Annotated in this window: 20 protein-coding genes; 5 read left to right on the top strand and 15 right to left on the bottom strand. The window is 42.2% G+C overall.

What is annotated here, in order from left to right; translation table 11 throughout:
• The first annotated feature begins 71 nt into the window (after positions 1-71).
• Positions 72-899 carry an HAD family hydrolase gene (locus BM003_RS11420; RefSeq protein WP_093673186.1) on the top strand — a complete coding sequence of 276 codons (828 nt, stop codon included), beginning with the start codon at positions 72-74 and terminating at the stop codon, positions 897-899.
• 20 nt (positions 900-919) lie between these two features.
• On the opposite strand, the gene BM003_RS11415 is transcribed toward BM003_RS11420, so the two are convergent.
• The gene (locus tag BM003_RS11415) at positions 920-1690 is read right to left on the bottom strand and encodes an alpha/beta fold hydrolase (RefSeq protein WP_093673184.1); all 771 of its coding nucleotides are present in this window, start codon (positions 1688-1690) and stop codon (positions 920-922) included.
• Between the two features lie 214 nt (positions 1691-1904).
• Complete coding sequence (locus tag BM003_RS11410; protein WP_093673182.1) at positions 1905-2456, bottom strand: pyridoxamine 5'-phosphate oxidase family protein; 552 nt, start codon at positions 2454-2456, stop codon at positions 1905-1907.
• Positions 2457-2570: 114 nt separating this feature from the next.
• Here BM003_RS11410 and pdxR point away from each other — a divergent pair, with 114 nt between their 5' ends.
• Positions 2571-3986, top strand: a complete 1416-nt coding sequence (gene pdxR / locus BM003_RS11405) for a MocR-like pyridoxine biosynthesis transcription factor PdxR (protein WP_093673180.1) — start codon at positions 2571-2573, stop codon at positions 3984-3986.
• Between the two features lie 122 nt (positions 3987-4108).
• On the opposite strand, the gene BM003_RS11400 is transcribed toward pdxR, so the two are convergent.
• Positions 4109-4603: a hypothetical protein gene (locus BM003_RS11400; protein WP_093673178.1), complete on the bottom strand. Its 495-nt coding sequence runs from the start codon at positions 4601-4603 to the stop codon at positions 4109-4111.
• A 226-nt stretch (positions 4604-4829) separates the two neighbouring features.
• Between BM003_RS11400 and BM003_RS11395 the strand changes: the two genes are divergently transcribed.
• A complete protein-coding gene (locus tag BM003_RS11395; RefSeq protein WP_093673176.1) occupies positions 4830-6194 on the top strand; it encodes an MFS transporter in 1365 nt (454 codons plus the stop codon).
• Between the two features lie 21 nt (positions 6195-6215).
• Here the strand turns inward: BM003_RS11395 and BM003_RS11390 are convergent, their stop codons facing one another.
• A complete protein-coding gene (locus BM003_RS11390; RefSeq protein WP_093673174.1) occupies positions 6216-6914 on the bottom strand; it encodes a DUF1287 domain-containing protein in 699 nt (232 codons plus the stop codon).
• 348 nt (positions 6915-7262) lie between these two features.
• Here BM003_RS11390 and BM003_RS11385 point away from each other — a divergent pair, with 348 nt between their 5' ends.
• Together BM003_RS11385 and BM003_RS11380 are read left to right on the top strand one after the other, a co-directional pair.
• Positions 7263-8729 (top strand): SulP family inorganic anion transporter, encoded by a 1467-nt coding sequence (locus tag BM003_RS11385; protein ID WP_093673267.1) that lies wholly within the window; start codon positions 7263-7265, stop codon positions 8727-8729.
• Between the two features lie 66 nt (positions 8730-8795).
• A complete protein-coding gene (locus BM003_RS11380; RefSeq protein WP_093673172.1) occupies positions 8796-9203 on the top strand; it encodes a universal stress protein in 408 nt (135 codons plus the stop codon).
• Between the two features lie 266 nt (positions 9204-9469).
• Here the strand turns inward: BM003_RS11380 and BM003_RS11375 are convergent, their stop codons facing one another.
• The 11 genes from BM003_RS11375 to arsD all read right to left on the bottom strand — a co-directional run bounded on the left by BM003_RS11375 (position 9470) and on the right by arsD (position 19352).
• Positions 9470-10654 (bottom strand): RNA-guided endonuclease InsQ/TnpB family protein, encoded by a 1185-nt coding sequence (locus tag BM003_RS11375; protein ID WP_218143250.1) that lies wholly within the window; start codon positions 10652-10654, stop codon positions 9470-9472.
• Positions 10617-11234, bottom strand: coding sequence for an IS607 family transposase (locus BM003_RS11370; RefSeq protein ID WP_093673168.1), 618 nt, complete (start codon positions 11232-11234; stop codon positions 10617-10619). The genes BM003_RS11375 and BM003_RS11370 overlap by 38 nt, the downstream gene beginning before the upstream one ends.
• 175 nt (positions 11235-11409) lie before the next feature.
• Positions 11410-11922 (bottom strand): GNAT family N-acetyltransferase, encoded by a 513-nt coding sequence (locus BM003_RS11365; RefSeq protein WP_245734236.1) that lies wholly within the window; start codon positions 11920-11922, stop codon positions 11410-11412.
• 34 nt (positions 11923-11956) lie between these two features.
• A complete protein-coding gene (locus tag BM003_RS17680) occupies positions 11957-12094 on the bottom strand; it encodes a hypothetical protein (RefSeq protein WP_177184760.1) in 138 nt (45 codons plus the stop codon).
• 34 nt (positions 12095-12128) lie between these two features.
• On the bottom strand, positions 12129-12995 hold the full coding sequence (locus BM003_RS11360) for a permease (protein WP_093673166.1): 867 nt from the start codon (positions 12993-12995) through the stop codon (positions 12129-12131).
• Positions 12996-13093: 98 nt separating this feature from the next.
• Positions 13094-13558 carry a MarR family winged helix-turn-helix transcriptional regulator gene (locus tag BM003_RS11355; protein ID WP_093673164.1) on the bottom strand — a complete coding sequence of 155 codons (465 nt, stop codon included), beginning with the start codon at positions 13556-13558 and terminating at the stop codon, positions 13094-13096.
• Between the two features lie 146 nt (positions 13559-13704).
• Positions 13705-15363 (bottom strand): FAD-dependent oxidoreductase, encoded by a 1659-nt coding sequence (locus tag BM003_RS11350; protein ID WP_093673162.1) that lies wholly within the window; start codon positions 15361-15363, stop codon positions 13705-13707.
• A gap of 139 nt (positions 15364-15502) precedes the next feature.
• Complete coding sequence (locus BM003_RS11345) at positions 15503-16798, bottom strand: arsenic transporter (protein WP_093673160.1); 1296 nt, start codon at positions 16796-16798, stop codon at positions 15503-15505.
• 98 nt (positions 16799-16896) lie between these two features.
• Positions 16897-17181, bottom strand: coding sequence for a hypothetical protein (locus BM003_RS11340; protein WP_245734234.1), 285 nt, complete (start codon positions 17179-17181; stop codon positions 16897-16899).
• A gap of 31 nt (positions 17182-17212) precedes the next feature.
• Positions 17213-18973 (bottom strand): arsenical pump-driving ATPase, encoded by a 1761-nt coding sequence (gene arsA / locus BM003_RS11335; protein ID WP_093673156.1) that lies wholly within the window; start codon positions 18971-18973, stop codon positions 17213-17215.
• A gap of 19 nt (positions 18974-18992) precedes the next feature.
• Positions 18993-19352 (bottom strand): arsenite efflux transporter metallochaperone ArsD, encoded by a 360-nt coding sequence (gene arsD, locus BM003_RS11330; RefSeq protein WP_093673154.1) that lies wholly within the window; start codon positions 19350-19352, stop codon positions 18993-18995.
• Between the last annotated feature and the right edge of the window lie 10 nt (positions 19353-19362).

The following is a 19362-nucleotide window of genomic DNA, read 5'->3' as shown; positions in this document are numbered from 1 at the left end:
CTAATTTACACAACTATACGTCCTCAACTTGAGATTCTTTCGCAATCAAAATTTTTCCTGTGAGGTGTTCCATGAAAACACTCTATGTATCGGACCTTGACGGTACGCTGCTAAACAGTCAATCCAAGCTTTCCGAATACAGCATGAGCACCATCAACCAATTGATCGAATCCGGAATGTCTTTTTCCTATGCCACGGCACGTTCACTTGTCTCAGCTTCTGTTGTTACGAAGAGACTGAGAACACCGATTCCGGTCATTATCTATAACGGTGCATTCATTGTCGATGCGCAAACCGGCGAACGGCTGGACTCTGCCTCATTCAATGAGCGAGACATACGCAATGTCGCGGAATGGCTCACGGAGCGAAGCCTTTATCCGCTTGTCTACTCATTCGTCAACGAAGTGGAGCGTGTGAGTTGGCTAAAAGGATACGAAAATGACGGGATGCTCCATTATCTTCATTCAAGAAGAGGAGACCCTCGCCTTCGCAGTGTAGACACGATCAGCGATCTGTATGCCGGGGATGTATTCTACTTTACCTGTATCGGTGAGCAGAAACCTATGTCTAAGATTCATCAATGGTTTGACCAAGACAGCAGATATCAGTGTATTTTCCAACAAGAGCTCTACCGTGAGGAATACTGGTGCGAAGTGATGCCCTCACAGGCAACGAAGGCCAATGCCATTGTCCGACTTAGAGAACTCATGGGCTTTGATCGCATCGTTTCATTTGGCGATCGAGTGAACGACTTGTCCATGTTTTCAATATCGAATGAATCCTACGCTGTTGAAAATGCGGTAGATGAATTAAAAGAGCAGGCGACCGGAATCATTGAATCAAACGATGAAGATGGTGTCGCTCGTTGGCTGGAGCTGCACTTCCATTCAGATGAATGAACGAAGAAAGGGTCCAAGTTTCACGCTTGAATAGCTTTTTGAATGGCTTCGGCCAGGCCCTGCGGATTCTCCCACGCCATTGAGTGTCCGGCATTTTCAACGATTTCAATTGTGACACCGTGCGCTCGGAGTACCTGTACGTCCGCGTCCGGCAGTGAGCGTTCACCAAAGATAAACGTCCTCGGACAGTCAAGTGAGTATAAAACTTCTCTTCCTGAAGGTTGTTGCCCCTTTGCTGCAGATTTACAAATTAAGTAGGCTGCCCTGGGCGACCATAGAGATAAAGATGCCGCCCACATTTGATTTCCGCTATTCCGACTTTCCTCTACTAACTCTCTAAATCCATTTTTCAAAAATTCATTTCGATCAAAATCCGCAATATATTTGCTGGACGATCCTTCATCACTTTTATCTAAATTTGCTTCACTCAAAATGATTCGATCGATTCGTTCTCTGCATTGATCCGCTAAAGACAGAGCTACTGCTCCTCCCAAGCTATGTCCAAACAAGATAAACGACTCGAGTCCTATCGATTCAACAAATTCCTTAAGATACTCTGCATGTTCCTGAACGGTATAACCGAAGTCATTTGGTTTGTCACTGTAGCCGGAGCCCAAAAGATCGACAATTACACAGCGATGTTTCGCTAACGCTTCCTGGGCTGCCACTTGCGGATAGTCAAAAGAACCGGCACAACCAAGTCCATGAATAAACAAAATAGGTTGTTCAGTACCTGGAAAATCGTTATAGCGAAGGACTGCATTCGCTTTTTTCACAAAATACTCGTTCATCAAATCACCTTCTGCGATAAATTTGCCAAAGCTTGTCCGCCAAAAAGAAACGGTCATAATCGACGTTCAAGTGAATCATTAATTTCTGCTTTAAGCACTTCAAAAATATAGCACATATGTTCTGCTATTGTCAAAAAAGATCCCTAAACGTTGACTTATCTCAGAAATGTAGTACCGAGTATCCATTCGTTTCTCATCACCTGATTGCCCTTTCTTAATCACCTTCATGCTTTCCTGCCTTCATTCCCGGTTCAAATTTTCGGGTTTGATCAAGCGGTTTTTCTTTTGCAGTCAAAGCCTCTGGATCAAGACAGAATACTGCTGTCGCACTACCCATGGATGAACGATACTTTTCCAAATGATTTCGCGATAACGTTCGATCATAATAGCCGGGAACATATTTATCCAACAATTTTTGCATCGCCACTGTCGCTTCATCCCAATCGGTGAGATGTGTCACTTTGCCAAAAGCCATAACACTCATATAAGCCGTGTCCGTGTGTGCCGGTACAGGATGGGCCATTGTTCCGTATTCTTCACAAACCGTAAAGCAGATGTTCGCATTCGCCTTCATTAAATCTGCCTTTTTGCCTTCATCCGCCCCATGAAAATAAAACTTATTGCTGTACCAAACAAAATTAAGCGGCACAACATAGGGATAGTCCTCATCAGAAAGGCCCAAAAATCCAATCCGTGCTTGTGTCAGAAAATCACTAATCTTCTCAGGGTCGCGGCATTCGAGCATCTGTTTCCGTAAAGGGCGCATATTATTTTCCACCTTTTCTGTCATTTGTCGTTTATAATCTTTATTATAAAAGCGATTGTATCTTTTGAAAGACACAGATTATGCTTTTCGAGGCAGTACAGAGGTGAAAGAAAAATGGAGATTGTTCCCGAGCTTGATGAACGTTTAAAAGATCCTTTGTATATTCAGTTGTATCGTTACTTCAAACAAGAAATTGAAGAAGCCATCCTACACAAAGAGATGCGTCTTCCTTCCATTCGCTATCTCGCTGATCGTCTAAAAGTAAGCAAAACAACGGTGCAAATGGCGTATCAACAGCTTCTTGCTGAAGGATATATTGAAAGCCGCGCACGCAGTGGTTACTTTGTCGCGGAACTGAGCAACACTTTTAGCGAAACTTCGGTCACTGATCATCCGCCTCGCATGCATGAGGCGGCTCCACTTCAGAAAAAATGGCCGATTTCTTTCGATTTTTTTATGTCGGACATCGATACCGCACATTTTCCACTGGATGCATGGCAAAAATGCGAACGCAAACTGCTGAATAACACGAATCGGGATGTGCTCAAATATGGCGATTTTCAAGGTGAGCGGCGATTAAGAGAGGAACTTTCTGACTATCTGCATCGTTCTCGCGGTGTCCATTGCAGACCAGAACAAATCGTTATTGCTGCCGGCACGCAATCGGTCCTTGATCTGCTCTACCATTTGATTGACTGGAAAAATCAAAGATTAGCCATGGAAGATCCGGGCTATCAAGGTGTCCATCGGTCCTTGCAGGGAAAGAAAATTCAATTAGCGCCTATTTCTGTTGAAGAAGACGGGCTGTCGGTAGATGAACTGAACAAGATTCAAGCAGACGCGGTCTATATCACACCTTCACACCAATATCCGCTTGGCATGGTGATGCCAATTGCAAAGAGAATGAAGCTGCTTTCCTGGGCTAATGAACATAACGGTTGGGTGATTGAGGACGATTATGATGGCGAATTCCGCTATCGAGGCAAACCGATTCCTGCTTTGCAGGGGATTGATGAACACAATCGTGTGATTTACATCGGTACGTTTTCGAAATCCCTCATGCCTGCGATTCGAGTGAGCTATATGGTCCTGCCTCCTGCTTTACTAGAGACTTATCAGCGTCTTGAATGGCGACAAACCGCTTCGCGCCTGCATCAACAAACCTTAGCACTTTTTATCGAGAACGGACAATGGGAGCAGCACATTCGCAAAATGCGGACGATCTATAAGAAAAAGCAGGCGTTACTTTTGGAAACAATCAGGACGGAGATGGGCCGCCATGTTCGTGTCAGCGGACAAGATGCAGGACTGCATATTGCCATTCATGTAAAAAGCAAATGCCCGTCGCGAACACTGATCAAGCAAGCAAAAAAGGCAGGCATACGCGTATACGAGACCTCTGCCTACCTGGTCCAAAACAAAGATATGACTTATTCGTCTATTTTACTTGGATTCGGCGGATTATCGCCAGATGAAATCAGACAGGGGATTAAACTTTTGCACAAAACTTGGCTACCTTACTACTCATAATCCGAGCCGCATTTCTCAATACTTTTTGATTTAACTGGAAGTTAACAATGAGAAGAGAAACATGGTGAGAATTCATGCCGAACAAAATCAATACGAATGAAAAAAATAAAAACTAAATGACATCATTTGGAATGCTCGTTAAATAGTTCTGAAATCGCCATAAACGCTTTCGTTGTCTTGTCTTGACTGGCTTCGATCTTTGACAGGCGGACATTGGTTTCAATTTGAGCAGTTTCCAGATTGCCGATACGGTGGTTCATGACCGATTGTCCGGCACTCAATTCGTCAAAACGTTTGTCCATTGATTCCAAGCGCGTGTCTACTGATTCAGAATGTTGATCTACTGACACAAAATGCTGATCTACCAGTTCAAAGTGCTTGTCTACTGATTCAAAACGCTTGTCCATCTCATCAAAACGCTTGTCTACCAATTCAAAGCGCTTGTCTACTTCATCAAAACGCTTGTCTACCGATTCAAAGCGCTTGTCTACTTCATCAAAACGCTTGTCTACCGATTCAAAGCGCTTGTCTACACTTTCCTTAAAATCAAGCAATATTTTTCTCGTGTCCGTGAGTACCTCGAACAATTGATGAAATTCACTTTCCTTACTAGCCATACATTCTCCTCCTTTCGTGTGGTTTCTGTTATTATACAATAATTCGACCATCACCAAAAGTATTTTCGGAGTATTCCATGAATTTATAAGACCGGCAAAATTTATGCTGAAAAAATCGAACTTACATACACATGAATTAGGATCACTTATCGCGGCTATTGATGGATGAGCCGGTCGCTTGTGAGCAAACATGGAGCAGCGTAGTATGAGAGCAGGGGGCGAGTAAATGATTACAGTGAAGAAAAGTCATACAGCTTTTATGGCGGCCATTTTATCCGGATCTGTGCTTAATCCGCTAAACTCATCAATGATTGCGCTCGCACTGCACAGCATTCAGCAGGATTATCATCTCACATTTGCGACAGTATCTTGGCTCGTCTCCGCCTTTTATCTGGTGAGTGCTGTCGGACAGCCGGTAGCAGGAAAAGCGGGCGATCTGATCGGACGACGAAAATTATTTCTCGGGGGACTTATGCTCTCTGCACTATCCTGTTTTTTTGCCCCGATAGCATCCACCTTTTTTCTGCTTCTAATCATGCGCCTGCTTCAAGCAGTCGGCAACAGCACAATTTATCCATCCAGTGTCGCCCTGGTACACCAGTCGGTCAGTCATGAAAAACAAGGGTCTGCGCTCGCTGCTCTGGCGATCTGCGCATCGGTTATGACTGCGTTTGGGCCGACGGTTGGCGGCTTTCTCATTGTCTGGGGCGGTTGGCCGACTATTTTTTACGTCAATTTCCCCTTTATCGTTGTCAGCCTCGTTCTCGGTCTTATCGTCTTTCCTAAAGACATCAAAAATCGCTCTTATCGTTTGAAAAATTTTATGCGGCAGCTTGACATTCCCGGAATCATGCTCTTTTCCATCAGCATCATCGGCTTGCTTTGGTTTTTGCTGACAATCAAAGAACATGTGACTTACTGGGCAATCTTTGCGGGTCTGATCGCAGCTGTACTTTTTATCTGGAGAGAAAGCAAAATACGTGACCCTTTTATTGATCTGCATTTGCTGAAAATGAATCATCGTCTTACGCTTGTTTACCTACTCTTCATTCTGCTTAACGTCGCCAACTATTGTCTTTTTTACGGAATGCCCGCTTTTTTTCAAAGCGGTATGCACCTCGGCATTCGCGCGAGCGGCGCCATGATGCTGACCATGTCCATGGCCAGTGTCGCCGCATCTCTGATCACCGGACAGCGAATCGATCATTTGGGACCTGCCGCGCCGCTCAAACTAAGTGCTTTGCTGACTGCGAGTGGATCACTGCTGCTCATGATCGTCGCTTTTGATCGCTCGCTTCTTCTCATCGGCCTTTTCCTGCTCTTGATTGGTTGCGGCTACGGTATCGGCAATGTCGCATTGCAAACAATGATGTTACGCGAATCTCCTGAAGAAATGGTCGGCACAAGCGCCGGTCTGTTCCAAACCTGTCGTTTTATTGGTTCCATCAGCGCTTCGGCTGTGCTCGGTGTCGTCTTCGCAAGAACGATTACATCAACGGATTTCCTGATTCTGACCTGGGTACTCGCCGCAGTCAGCATTCCCGCTGTCTTCATCAGTCTCACTTATTTCCGGTCCCATCGCGCTGCTTAAACCGATACATAGCTCACATGTTCAATTCAGCAACCGTGCGACATCACGGGCCTTCCATTTTTTATGCAGATTCTCCCTCGTATAAATCTTTTCAGGACTTGCGGATACCTCGTCATAGGTGCCGTCTTTATGTGTACCAACGACGAGCGTCGCATGAAATCTGCTGTAAAAAACAATATCCCCGACTTTTGGTTTTGTTGCCTTGCGGACAAGCATTCCATTGGCACGCGCATAGTCATACACATTGCGCACACGGCGGTAAAAATATGGCGTCGCAGGTGTATTGGTTCCACCTTGCGTCTCGTAATGGCTCGGGTTCTGCGCATAATCCTGTTTAAGCAGCTGATCAAGGGAAATATCCGCATCCGCATAGGCAATCCGCGGAACATCAATACAAACGATAAACCCCATCTTCCCGCCTATATTTCCATGACCGCCCTTCAGCGGATCATAGAGGACGCCCACCAGACTCTTTGCACCGGAAATGAGATCCTGTTTATTGGATCTTCCGTTTCCATTGGCATCACTGTCTTTCAAATTGACAGCACCGTCTCCATCGGTATCCGCATCAAATTCATTAGTAACCTGGTCACGATCCTTATCGCCGGCAAACAATTTCTGATCATGGAACCCATGAAATTGATAGAGAAATAAACCAACGAGTGCAAAAATCACGAGAAGTGCCGAAGCAGAAATAGCGAAAATATGGACCTTTTTCATCGTGGACTCCCTATCTACAACATTGTTCTTTTGTATCGTATTATACAACAAAAGTGGAAACGGTTTATTAAGAGAAATGTTTTTGGTTGAGTCAAGCAATTGTGCCGGCAGAAACTTTCGCGCTATTATCACCAAGCGTTTCGGGACTTTAATGATGAAAAAGCAGAAGAAATGCTTGATTTTATGAAACTTGATCGCAAACAGTTGAATGAAAATGAGTATAAGGCAGAAAATTTATTTCGTATTTTTATGATCCACATGGTATCATTTACGAAGGAATCAAAAAGGACGTTTTTGGGACTATTTATCGTTTTTGTCATAAAAAAAATAGTGAGGTGCTTTTTAGTAGTGTTGAAAAATTTAAAAATTGAATGGTTTGGAAATGTTAGAGCAGATATTCTTGCGGGGATTGTCGTCGCTCTTGCACTTATTCCAGAAGCAATTGCCTTTTCTATCATTGCAGGCGTTGATCCAATGGTTGGCCTTTATGCATCATTTTGCATTGCAGTTGTGATGGCATTTATAGGTGGAAGACCAGGCATGATTTCAGCTGCCACAGGGGCAATGGCATTGCTTATGGTTACTTTAGTGAAAAACTATGGTATCGATTATTTGTTTGCTGCCACTATTTTAACGGGTGTTCTTCAAGTTCTATTTAGCGTCTTTAAAATTGCACGATTAATGAAATTTGTTTCGCGTTCCATTATGGTCGGTTTTGTGAATGCTTTAGCTATTTTAATTTTTATGGCACAAGTGCCTCATTTTGTAGGAATTTCGACGATGACCTATATTTTCGTAGCGATTACGCTTCTTATCATCTATTTATTCCCTCTTTTCACAAAAAAGGTGCCATCCCCGCTCGTTGCAATTGTCGTGATGACGATTGTGGCTATTATAAGCGGATTCGATCTTCAGACGGTTGGGGACTTAGGGGCAATCAAACAAACGTTACCGATGTTTGTTCTTCCAAATATCCCATTAAATTTTGAAACATTATCTATTATTTTTCCTACGGCTTTAGCGTTATCTATTGTTGGATTGTTAGAAGCATTATTAACTTCTTCTATTGTCGATGATATAACAGATACAGGAAGCAACAAGCATAGGGAAATTAGAGGACAGGGGATCGCCAATATTATTGCCGGCTTTTTTGGAGGTATGGCGGGTTCCGCAATGATTGGTCAAACTGTAATGAACATGAAATCTGGGGGAAGAGGAAGATTATCAACGCTAGTAGCTGGTGTGTTCTTAATGTTTCTTATCCTTGTATTAGGGGATTGGGTGGTCAGGATTCCAATGGCGTCGTTAGCGGGTGTAATGATTATGGTATCCATTGGCACATTTGACTGGTCTTCACTTCGAACGCTAACTAAAGTCCCGTTAACCGATACAATCGTCATGATTGTCACTGTTATTGTCGTTGTGGCAACAAATGATTTATCCAAAGGCGTAATCGTTGGTGTTCTATTGAGTGCTATTTTCTTTGCGGCTAAAATTTCGAAAGTACGTGTGAAGGTCTCTTCTACTAATAATCAAACAGTATATAAGGTCCAGGGACAAATCTTCTTTGCGTCTGTTGGAGAATTTATTAATGCTTTCTCTTTTAAAGAAGATAAAGAAACGATTATCATTGATTTTTCGGATGCGCATATTTGGGATGACTCTGCTGTTGCAGCAATAGATAAAGTAATTATTAAGTTGAAAGAGCAAACGTCAGCACAGGTGAAAGTAATAGGGTTCAATGAGTCCAGTGAGCAACTCGTTAAAAAATTAGCTAATTTTAATAAACCGAACGCAAAACTATCCAGTCATTAATCGAGGGTGTTCGAGAAGGCGACGGAGAACTTTTCGAACACCCTCTTATATATCGGGGGATTAGGGATGTATAAGAAAATCTTATTAGCTTTTGATGGATCAGAACATTCTAAAAGAGCCGCAGAGCATGCTGTTGCAATGGCGTTACTCGTGCAGGATTCCAGTGTGGAAATTATTAATGTCATTGATATTGAAAAGGTGAAATCAGAAGTGCTCCATCAAGACATAAAAAAGGTAAGAGAAACAACTTTAGAAGAAGTGAAGGAAGTCTTTCAAAAAGCGAATGTATCCTATGAACTAAAAGTAGTCCATGGAGAACCAGGAACAATGATTGTTTCCCATGCGAATGAAGAAAAGTTTGATCTCATTATTCTTGGAAGTCGTGGATTAAATGCCCTACAAGAAATGGTTCTAGGAAGTGTCAGTCATAGAGCAGTTGTAAGAGCGCATTGTCCCGTATTAATTATCAAGTGATTTTTTGAACCTGACGATAGGATCTATTTTCGATGTCTGAAAAACCGCGTCAGTATTGGGCTGACGCGAGGGCTAAAAATAACTTTCTCCCATGAGAAAACGTTTGTTGTACTTGTCTGCTACTGAAAACATATACAAATGTATATGTCCTAGATTTTTACTGCTTCTTCCTGTCCCATTTCATCATGATCCGACTAATAAGGTTTGTATAACAGTCCACAGTCGTTAATTCCCGTGTAGCCCACGGTACACACTTTAAATAGCTTTTAAAGTGCTAGCTTAAAGTTTTGTGTGTCTCGAATATTAAGAGCGGCATTATAATCTCGGTCAGTTGTATATCCGCAATTGTCACAATGGTAGATTCTATCTGATAGCTTTAAATCTATCTTTTTATGACCACAGTTATGACAAATCTTAGAAGTTGATTCAAAGCGATTAACAACATGCAGAGATATTCCTAATTCCTTACATTTATTTGTCAATCTAATTCTGAAATCGTAGAATCCTTGCTGTGCGACCGCCTTAGATAAATGCCGATTCTTCATCATACCTTTTACATTAAGATCTTCAATCGCTATATAACTTGGCTTGGTTGTCGCTAATTCATGCACGAATTTGTTATGATGATCTTTAGTAATGTTTGTAAGGTGCTGATGAAGTTTTTGCACTTTTAATTTCTGCTTATCTAGGTTAAATTCAGTAGCAGACTCACCTCTTTTCATTTTAAATTTTCTTATTTTTAGTGCCTCATACCTACGTGATAATTTGCGTTGTTGACGCTTTAATGATTTCCTAGTCTTTCTTATGTGGCTTAACTTATTGATCGTTGGCTTCGATTCGCCTGTACTTAACACTGCAAACGTTTTAACACCAAGATCGATTCCAATAGGTTCTGCATTAGTTACCTGCTTCTTAGTGTCTTGCTGTTCAACGATGATGCTTAAATAATAACGATTAGCTTTTTCTTTAATTGTTCCTGACTTAATAACAAAGTTGTTCTTGTCTGTTGGAATATAGCCTTTTTCTTTTATTCTTACCCATCCTAATGTCGGAATCTTAATCCTGTGTCTTTCGCAGTCAATAAATTGTTTTGAGCCATTTTTGAAGAAATAAAAGGATCCCCAATCCCTTTTACGTGACTTAAATTTAGGAAATCCTGCCTGACGTTTGAAAAACTTCTTCATGGCTTGATCTGCATTAATGATTGATTGTTTAATCGATTTAGCATGAACAGATTTGATCCACATTTCAGTTGGATTTGCCTCCAAATAATCATTGTTCAACCATTTAGAAAAAGCATAGGCATTCATGTACCAGTAATCCGTCTCGTAACGTTGTCTGTTTACATCTAAGAATAAATTGTATACATATCGACCAACCCCCATCGTTTTTCGGATGATGAATAGTTGCTCTTCATTCGGCTTTAGTTCTGTCTTGTACGCTTTCAGCAAGTTCATCATCCTCCTTAATCTTTTTTTTATACTTCCTTAATCCATAAATACGACAACTAAATACATGTATGATACTTGTTAAATCCTGAACCAATTCTTCTTGTGGCGATAGCTTTTCATTCTTAACAATAATGATTTTTACGCCATTTGATTCCAAGAAATTTTCAAACCACTCACAACCGAACCGAATAAAACGATCTTTATGAGCAATAACAACAGTCGATATGTTGCCTCGCATTGCATCTTGGAGTATTTTATTCCATTTCTTACGATTATAATTTAATCCCGAGCCAATATCAGTAAATATTTCGTCGACAATGAGTCCTTTTGCATTTGCAAATTGTTTTAAGAATTCAACTTGATTAGTAAGGTCATCCTTTTGTCCACTGGACGATACACGAGCGTAAATGATTGTTCTGCCCTTATTGGATTCGCCAACATAGTCACTATATTGTTTATGGGTATAGTACCTCCTATTTTTAGGATTACGCTTTGCAATTAATTTTCCTTCATTATCCCATCTTTGCAATGTTTTCACAGATACGCCAAGCATATCTGCAAATTCTTGTGGTTTATACATCTATATAGACACCTTCCTTATGTCTATATATCAATACATTTGTATACGTTTGTCAATGTATTTAGTTATTTAAGTCTCCTCCTACAATGTTTTTTTTGGATGCAAAAAGAGCTTGCGAAAGGGATCCAAGCTCTTTTTGGGCAACAGGCAAGTACTGTAAACAGTAAGAAACCTTTTAATTGCCAATGACAGAACTTCTCCGTTCAACGAGAACAACATCATGCCAAGCTCCATCAGGCATTTGCGCTATTTTTTCCCTGAAGCCGATTTCTCTAAACCCGCACTTTTCATGCAACGCCCGGCTTGCTCTGTTTCCCCTAATAATTGAAGATTGCAGTGTCCAAAAGCCATTGTTCTCTGCTTCGAGGATTAAACGCTGTAAAAGCGCTGTTCCGACTCCGAGTCTCTTACTCTTTTCACTCATGTAAATACTCACTTCACCAATTCCTTTATAACAACAGCGGCTAGAAGTGGGACTTAACGCGGCCCAACCTAGAATAAAATCTTCCGAACGCGCAACGATTCGGCATGACAAAACATGAGCTTTGTCCCACTCTTCCCACTCCAGCGCCTCGGTTTGAAAGGTTGAGATTCCTGTTCTAATCCCATCTAAATAGATCTGTTTCACCTGATTCCAATCAGATTCTTTCATACGATCAATCTGAACGTTCACTTGATTGACTATCAATGAGACTCACTTCTTCCTAGAGAATAAACGATGTTTACTTAGATTTTTCCGCATCCGCTTTTTCAGAATGGCAACAAGACTTTGTTTGCTCCTCTGCCTTAACTTCCTCAATCTTAATGTTGCAGCAGGAATGATCTTTCTTCTTTTCAAATAATTTTATTTTGAAACTCATCGACCTCACCTCCTTTAATAAATGGCTTTGATAGCTATATTAGATAAAACAGGAATCCGGAAATTGTTGCCATGGCAAAGACCGAGATAACAAAGGCTGTCACCAATTTTTTTTGGAAAATTGAGTTGAGCAGCGCAAGTTCCGGCAAACTTGCACCGGCTGAACTGATCATAAGTGCCATCACGGGAGCGACCGCCATGCCTTTAACAATTAACATTTGCGACATTGGAATCATCATTGATAACCGAATATAGAGCGGGATCCCGATGATTGCTGCTATCGGAACAATCCACCACTGGTCTCCTCCAAAAGTAGAGGAAATCCATTCAGTGGGTACGGCTCCATGGATCACTGCACCGATCGCCGCGCCGATAATTAAGTATGGGTAAACGGTTTTCATAAGCCCGATTGTTTCCTGTAGTGCTCTTTTTAAACTGAATTTCTGTGAGCTCTCCTCATATCCTGTCATGATCACCTGCTTCACCGACTTTTCAAAACCTAATTTTTCGAGTAGCAAGCCAATCGCCGTTGATAGAATCGACGTGATCACTGTATATGCGACGGCAACTTTAACACCCAGCATCGCGCCCATTAGGGTAATAATCGTAGGGTCGAGAACCGGAGAAGAAAAGAGAAAAACCATAACAATTCCGAATCGAACTTTTTCTTTCAACAAGTTTACAATGACTGGAATGGTTGAGCAGGAACAAAAAGGTGTAATAAAAGCGAGAACCAGAGCAGCCAGCACACCCAAAGCAGTATTTCTTCCGCTTAAATAACCATTCAATTTTTCATAAGGGATCAATCCCTGAATCAAACTAATAAGAAAAGAAATGCCAATAAACAGTACGGTAAGTTCCAAAGCAATTGATAGGAAACTTTGAAAAATTGTCCAGAGCATTTTTGGCCCTCCATTTATTTGTATAATGCAAGTTTATAATAGAACCAAGTTAATAAAAAACCTTATGTGTTCCATGATTATGCCCGCTCTCAAAAGACTCAATCTTGATCTTTTTTACACGACACAGGAGAGCAACAATGTTCCGACGCAGCCATTGATCGGTTTAGCAAATCAATGGAGTGCATGACCGTATCCTTTTCAAAACTGCTCATTCTCGAAAAAACGTCTTCAAGGAAGGCATTCATCTGATTGTCGATGCTTTCAGCCGTTTGAAGGCCCTCGTCTGTCAAAGTAAGAATGAATACTCTTCCGTCATCCGGGCTCGGCGACTTTTTCACAAGATCCATCTTGACGAGTGTCTGGATCTGCCTGCTGAATGTCGTAATATCAATCCCAAGTGTTTCAGCAACCATTTGCATGGACTGACCGGATTTACGCTCAATCTCGTAAAGAATATGGCTTTGCACAAGCGAAATATTGTATCCGCCGGTGGAGCAGCAGTACTTGGCCAGCAAGCCGAAACGCCTGACCATAATTTGAAAGGGTTCTCTAAGGTTTTCCATAGCTATTCCTCCATTGATTCAAATTATAAATCTTATATTTGTATTTTGCAACTATTTATTCATGAACTTTATTATTTTAATTTACTATTTCCAGAAATAAAAACAATCATGTTCGGCAGCATGATTGTTTCCTATTTTCTTTATCATCATTTCTTCATGTGACGGTACATTTGGTAATTTTTATTCCCGCCAGATAGATTAAAGACCTGCTTAAATCCTAAGTTCAGCAAAATATTTTGAGCAGCGTTCCCCGTTACCCCTTTATTACAATAAGTAATCGTGGAAATTGAGGGATCCAAAGTTTGTGCTTTTTCCCGGAGATCGGCCAGTGGAACATTGATCGCGCCTTCTACAGAAGAAACCGCATATTGTTTTGGCGACCGAGCGTCAATAATTTGTAAACGCTCATTCATTTGCTGTTTCTTTATCAATTCTTCAGGGGTGATTAATGGATTTCTTTTTAATGCGTTGTCTAAAGCCATTCCAGCATACAAAACAGGGTCCTTCGTTGTCGCAAACGGCGGCGCATAAGCAAGATCTAAATGAAACAGATCTTCCGCTTTCGCCTTAAAAGAAATTGCAGTTGCGAGCACATCAATACGTTTATCAACACCATTTATTCCTGTGATTTGAGCACCCAGTACACGTCCTGTTGCTTTATCAGCAATCGCTTTAATCGTCAGTTCTATTCCACCAAGATAATCCGCTTTATCCGGTTTAATATTATATAAAACGGCAATATCATATCCTGCTTCCCGAGCTTCTTTTTCTGTCAGCCCTGTTTGAGCAACAGCCATATCAAACACACGGACAATACCTGTACCTAAAATGCCACGATGTTCCAAACAACCTCCGGTTATCACATCGCCTGCAATACGACCCATTTTATTTGCTGTCGATCCTAGCGGGCGATAAATCGGTTTTCCAGTAATTAAAGAATAACTCTCTGCGACATCCCCGACCGCATAGATTGTGCTCACATTCGTCCGCATTTTCTTATCGACTTGCACGGCTCCTGTGCCGCCTATAGTTATGCCCGCCTCTTGGGCCAGTTTTGTATTTGGCCTGACCCCAGTTGCGAGGATAACCATATCCGTATCAATAATCTCACTGGTGTCCGTTTTCACAGCGTTCACAAACGGCGTGCCAACTACTTCTGCGACGGTTGTTTCGAGGAGCACACGAATACCTTTATCTCGCAAAAGATTCTCAACTCGAAAAGCCATATCCGGATCCATATGTTTCATGACTTGTTTCCCGCGCTGGATCAGAGTAACCTCTATGCCTTCATTAAAAAGTTGTTCCGCCATCTCTAGGCCAATAAATCCGGCACCTAGAATTGTTGCCTTCTTCGGTTTATGAGTATCGACAAACGCTCGAATAGAAATGGCATTTTGAATATTCCTTACTTGAAATACATTGTCCCATTTTTGATCGATAAAGGCTTCCGGAGTAACCGGCGCGGCCCCCGTTGCCAGAACAAGTACGTCATAAGTGTCGGTGATTGCCTGGCCTGTTTGTAAATTTGTAATTTGCAATTCTTTCTTATAAGGATCAATATGGGTAACACGATGCTCGGTAAAAATATCAACGTTATAACGTTTCTTAAACCATGTCGCGTTTCTCGGTGTTAACTTATCGATTGATTCCACTTCTTCACCCACAAAGTAGGGAATACCACATACGGAATAGGAAATATCTTTATCTTGGTCATAGACCACAATCTCAGCATTTTCTGTATTTCTTCTCGCTTTCGCTGCAACACTCGTTCCTGCTGCTACCGATCCTATAACGACAATTCTCATTGTTCCCTCCGGATTTTTAAGTTTATCATTGTTTGCTGATTTTATTATATAAGCAATCAGTTATATATAACAAGTCGTCTGTCCATAACTTTATAGAATTTTCACAAAAGAAACGATAGCTAAAATGAATCACAATCTTTTACCCCAAGAGAATGATGGATACATAAACGCCAACCAAGGTCACAAACAGAACGGGAATGGTGATCACAATACCAATTTTAAAATACTCTCCCCATCTGATCTTTACGCCTTTTTCAGAAAGCACATGAAGCCATAGCAATGTTGCAAGTGAACCGATCGGCGTCATTTTCGGTCCGAGATCTGCACCAACTACGTTCGCATAAACAAGCGCTTGATGCATATCTCCGGCTATGGACGCCGCTTTAATCGACAGAGCATCGATCATGACCGTCGGCATGTTGTTCATGATCGCAGACAGGACTGCAGAAAGAAAGCCCATCATGAGCGTGCCAGCAAATAGACCGCCATTTGCTCCGGCTTCAATAACTTGAGAAAGGAGATGAATAATGCCTGCATTTCTCAAGCCATAAACCACAACATACATACCTAAGGAAAAGAACACAATACTCCATGGCGCACTTTTTAAAATCGCTTTGGTATGAATGGCTGTACTCCGACTTCCGAGAAAAAGGAAAACAAAGGCTACAGCGAGCGCAATAAAAGACACTGGAATTTTAACCAGGCTGCTGGCAAAATAACCGATGACCAGGAAGACTAAGACAAACCCTGAAATGTGAAACATTCGAATATCCTTAAGTGCTGATGAAGGCTTTTTCAAGTCGGACATCTGATAGTTTTGCGGCCAGTCTTTTCGAAAGTAGAGATAGAGAACACTAATGCTTGCTATTAATGAGAAAACAGTTGGAATAATCATGTGCAGAGCATATTGACCAAATGATAGACCAAAAAAGTCTGCGGAAACAATATTAACCAGGTTGCTGACCACTAAAGGCAGCGATGTGGTATCCGCAATAAAGCCGCTGGCAATCACGAACGGAAATACACGTCGTTCGTCAAATTTCAGTGCTCGAACCATCGCTAATACAATTGGTGTTAGAATCAAAGCCCCACCATCGTTCGCAAAAAGTGCAGAGATGAAGGCACCCAAAATCGAAATAAAGATGAACATGTGTATGCCGTTTCCATTGGCAAGTCGAGCCATGTGCAAAGCTGCCCATTCAAAGAAACCAATATGGTCCAAAATTAATGAGATAATGATAATCGCCACAAATGCGAGAGTGGCATTCCAGATAATACCGGTAACTGTCCAGACATCATCTAAATGAACGACACCAACAAGCAGTGCAACGAGTGCGCCTCCGCATGCCGACCAGCCAATCGATAAATTTTTTGGCTGCCAGATGACAAGCGTAAGCGTGAGTAAAAAGACAACAATAGCTAAGAGTGCAGACATCATCGTTTCTCCTTTTCTACCTACATAGATAATAAAGTCAAAAATAAAATGGAGTTAGAATACTATTTTTTCTAACTCCACTATAAGGAATGCTTTGTTTAGCAGCAACCAGAAGAACCGCAGCCACAACTTCCTCCATCGATAACAAGTTGACCATTTTCGGCATTGATCGTCAGTGCATCCGTCTGTTCCTGCGCTTGTTCATCCATGATCACAGAAACGTCATTGATTTTAATCGGTTGCTCGCCTGATTTCAACTGATCGAGCGTAAAATTAAGTGAGGCACCGCAACAACCGGGCTCAGCTGTAATCCGCAGACAATCACAATCATGCTCCTTCATGCTTTTTTCGAGTAATTCTTTCGCTTCTTCAGTCATTTTCATTATTTATCGAACTCCTTTTTAAGATGGTGGTTCAAGCCCTTTTTAGTCCGGGCTGCTTTCTTTCTTGCCAAGGAATAACAGCAAATTGATGGTTCGAGTCTTGATCAACGCGTTCAATCCAGATGCGTTCATTTTCCGCACGCTTTTTCAGTAACGGATTAGTGGTATGCGCCATGATCAAGCTTTGGTTTACGATCCACCATGTCGGTGTTATTTCGGCTCTCTCCAGATCGGCAGCCAAACGCTCAGCTTCAAAAACAGGCGTTGTTTCCGCGAGTGTGACAATAACAACGGCCGTTTCTTCCGAATTTCGCAATCGGGGCAAGAGCTCCTGAACAGAAACGGGTACTTCTCCAGCTGAATGCGCAATCTCACGATGATATTCCTCCGTTGCATCCAAAAGCAGCAGCGTGTGCCCGGATGGCGCCGTGTCGATGACCACAATCTCATCCTTAGCTTTTTCAACGACATCGGCAAACGCACGAAAAACGGCTATTTCTTCAGTGCATGGCGAGCGAAGGTCTTCTTCCAGATAGGCTAGTCCTTCACTGTCGAGCTGATCACGGGAACGTTCAATAACCAGTCGCCGATAGTTTTCTACTTCTTTTTTCGGATCAATACGGCTGACGGTCATTCGTCCATTTTCTCCTGATTCGATTGGATCGAGGTGGCCTGCCGGATCAGTTGTTGTTAAATGAACCTTATTCCCGCGCGCTTCGAGTTCTTGCGCAATGCTTCTGGCAATCGTTGTCTTACCGACACCGCCTTTGCCCATTGTAAAGATCACACGCTGCTTTTTCTTTAGCAAATCATCAATTAAATCGCTGAGTCGCGGATACTCAGCCGTATCCTCTTCTTCTGGCGAATGCTCATTCTTTCTTTCCTCATCCGAAACTTGATCAGACAGCAATTGCCGGATATTCCGGACACCGGTCATGTTGAAAGGCGCGAGGAAAAGATCAAATGTCGGCACATCCTTCAAATTTTCCGGCAGATTCACTAATGCTTCATGTTCACGTTCCATAAAGGCAGCCGCTAGATCGTCATCGGAGTCCGTTCGCCTCATCCGACCATTCATTACCAAGCATTGATTGTCCATGCCTATTTTCTTTAATTCTTTTGATGCCCGGGCGGCTTCTTTTATAGCTGAGCTCTCAGGTCTGGTAACCAGCATCAGTGTGGTTTTCTGTTCGTCTGAAAGTGCACGCACAGTTTCTTCATATTGCTTCTTTTTTTCATTTAAGCCAGCGAGCGGGCCGAGACAAGAAGCACCATGGGTGTTGTCATTGAGAAATCCGCTCCAGGCGGACGGTAACTGCAAGAGTCGCAAGGTATGACCGGTAGGTGCTGTGTCAAAAAGGATATGATCAAAAGATTGAGCGATTGACTGATCGGTTAGCATCGAAGAAAATGCATCAAAAGCAGCAATTTCAACGGTGCAGCTTCCGGACAGCTGCTCTTCCATTTGCTGAACAGCTGCATCCGGCAGGATACCACGATATGGACCAACCACTTTTTCTCTATATCGCGCGGCTGCTTCTTCCGGATTCAGATTGGACACAAATAGATTAGGCACATCAGGTATCTTTTTGTTATCCATCGTCAGATCCGTACCAAAAACATCCTGCAAATTGGAAGCAGGATCCGTACTGACAAGCAGCACCTTCATTCCCATATCTGCCAAAGCAACCGCCGTTGCACAGGCAATGGATGTTTTACCAACACCACCTTTTCCAGTAAAAAACAGGAAGGGCGTCAATCTCATAGATTGAGGACGAAATAGACGAGTCAAAAGAATCTCCTTCTTTCCCTTACTTGCTCACATTAAGCTTGATCTGAAACTGCTGCTTTTTGCTAATTTTGTCAATGGATACCCCAGACCAATCAGCCAGCTCCTGATTGGTCGGATAAGTTCCCTTTTTAACAACCTTTCCATCCGCAATCGTTGCGGGCAAAACACTCATTCCCTCATCTTCCAACAGATCATGAATCGCCTGATTTTGAACAAAAGCTGCTGGATCACTTGTTAAGTTAAAGCGCGAAATATTAAATCCGTTTTTTCTTAAATTACCTACAGCTCCAGTAATACGAATGAGTTCCTGGTCAACACTTGGCCCGCAGACTCCGGTCGAACAACACATTGCCGGTTCAAAGATCTGAATCCTTTCCATTAAGGCTCAA

Origin of the sequence: Sporolactobacillus nakayamae, assembly GCF_900113325.1 — a bacterium.
In the GTDB taxonomy this organism is placed as follows: Bacteria; Bacillota; Bacilli; order Bacillales; family Sporolactobacillaceae; genus Sporolactobacillus; species Sporolactobacillus nakayamae.
The sequence above is the reverse complement of the archived record's forward strand: the minus strand, read 5'-3'. Positions and strand labels throughout refer to the sequence as shown.